General features: G+C 66.4%; 1 protein-coding gene. It reads right to left on the reverse strand.

The window, feature by feature from the left end; genetic code table 11:
- A partial coding sequence (locus tag K289_RS47360) for a condensation domain-containing protein (RefSeq protein ID WP_035688101.1) occupies positions 1–1,772 on the reverse strand: 1,772 nt, incomplete at both ends.

A 1,772-nucleotide genomic window follows, 5' to 3' on the forward strand; every position in this document is an offset into this window, starting at 1 on the left:
ACCCCGAGCCCGATCAGATGATGCGCCAGCTGGTTGGCATGCGCATTGAGCTCGCCATAGCTGACGCGCTGGTCCTGATAGACCACCGCCACCGCCTCCGGCGCTTTTTGCACCTGCGCCTCAAACAGCTCATGGATGCACTGCTGCTCAGGATACGTCACCGCCGTCCGGTTCAGTTCCTCCAGCAGATATGCGCGCTCGTCGGCTGGCAGCAGCTCAATCCGCCCGACCGCTTGCTGCGCATCGGCAACCATCGCCCGCAGCAACGCCAGCAGATAGCCTCGCTGCCGCTCGATGGTCGCGCGATCGAACAGCGCCGTGGCATAACCCAGCGTGCCAGCGATCACCTCACCCTGCTCGCCAAGGCTCAGCTCCAGATCGAACTTGACCTGATCGAAGCCGTCTGCCGCCGCCTCCACCATCAGCCCAGGAAGGTCGAACGTCCCAGCGGCGTTGTTCTGCCAGGCCAGCATCACCTGGAACAACGGCGTGTGATCAAGAGCCCGGGGCGGCTGCACGATCTCCACCACCTGCTCGAACGGCAGGTCCTGGTGCTCCTGCGCTCCCAAGGCCGTGCGCCGCGTCCGCTCCAACAGCTCCGACACGCTCGGCTCGCCCGACAGGTCCAGCCGCAGCGCCAGGGTGTTGACGAAGAAGCCGATCAGCTCTTCGATCTCGCGGCGACCGCGATTAGCGCTCGGCACGCCAATCGCAAGATCGTCCTGTCCCGACAGACACGACAGCACCGCCGCCCACCCCGCCAGCACCGTCATGAACAACGTCGTGCCTTGCTGCAGGCCCAGCCGCTTCAGCTCCCGCGTCAGCTCCGCATCAATAACGATCGGGACCGTCGCCCCCGCAAACGACTGCTGCGCCGGCCGCGGCCGGTCCGTCGGCAGCGCCAGACGGGCCGGCGCGCCAGACAGATTGTTGCGCCAATACTGCGCCTGGCGCTGCAGCCGCGCGCCCGACAGCCACTGCCGTTGCCAGGCGGCATAGTCCGGATACTGGATTGCAAGCGGCGGCGGCGGATCGCCTTCTCCGGCCACGAACGCCCGGTACAGCTGACTGAGTTCATGCGCCAACACGCCCAGCGACCAACCATCCGAGACAATGTGATGCTGCGTCAGCAGCAAGACGTGCTCCTCATCCGAGATCCGGATCAGCCGGCCACGGATCAGCGGGCCACGCGCCAGATCGAACGGCGTGCACGCCTCTTCCCTGCACAGACCCAATAGCGCCTCGTCCGCATCCGGCCTGTCCCGCAGATCGTGCTCCACAACCGGCAGCCCCGCATCCTCCGGCAGCAGCTCCACCCAGGGCTTGCCCTCCGGCGCGACAAACACGCTGCGCAGCGCCTCATGGCGCGCCAACACACGGTCCAGGCTACGCTGCCAGGCGCTGCGGTCGAGCCCACCCTTGAGCCGCCACCCGAGCGGAATGTGATAGTTCGTGCTGCTCTGATCCAGCTGCGCCAAAAACCACAGCCGCTGCTGCGCAAACGACAGCACAAGCGGCGCGTCACGCGACACCGGCGCAATGGCTGGCAGGTCTTGCGCGCCGGAGCGGCTCAACTCATCCATGATACTCGCGGCCAGATCGGCCAGCACCGGTTTGGCAAACAGCGTGGTCAGCGGCAGTGTGAAGCCAATGGCCTGCCAGACCCGGCTCAACAGCTGCACCGCCAGCAGCGAGTGCCCGCCGAGCGCAAAGAAGTGGTCGTGGCGTCCGACCCGCTCAACACCCAGAAGCTCGGCCCAGATCTGTGCCAG

The sequence above is a fragment of the Bradyrhizobium sp. Cp5.3 genome (assembly GCF_000426265.1).
GTDB classification, from domain to species: domain Bacteria; phylum Pseudomonadota; class Alphaproteobacteria; order Rhizobiales; family Xanthobacteraceae; genus Bradyrhizobium; species Bradyrhizobium neotropicale.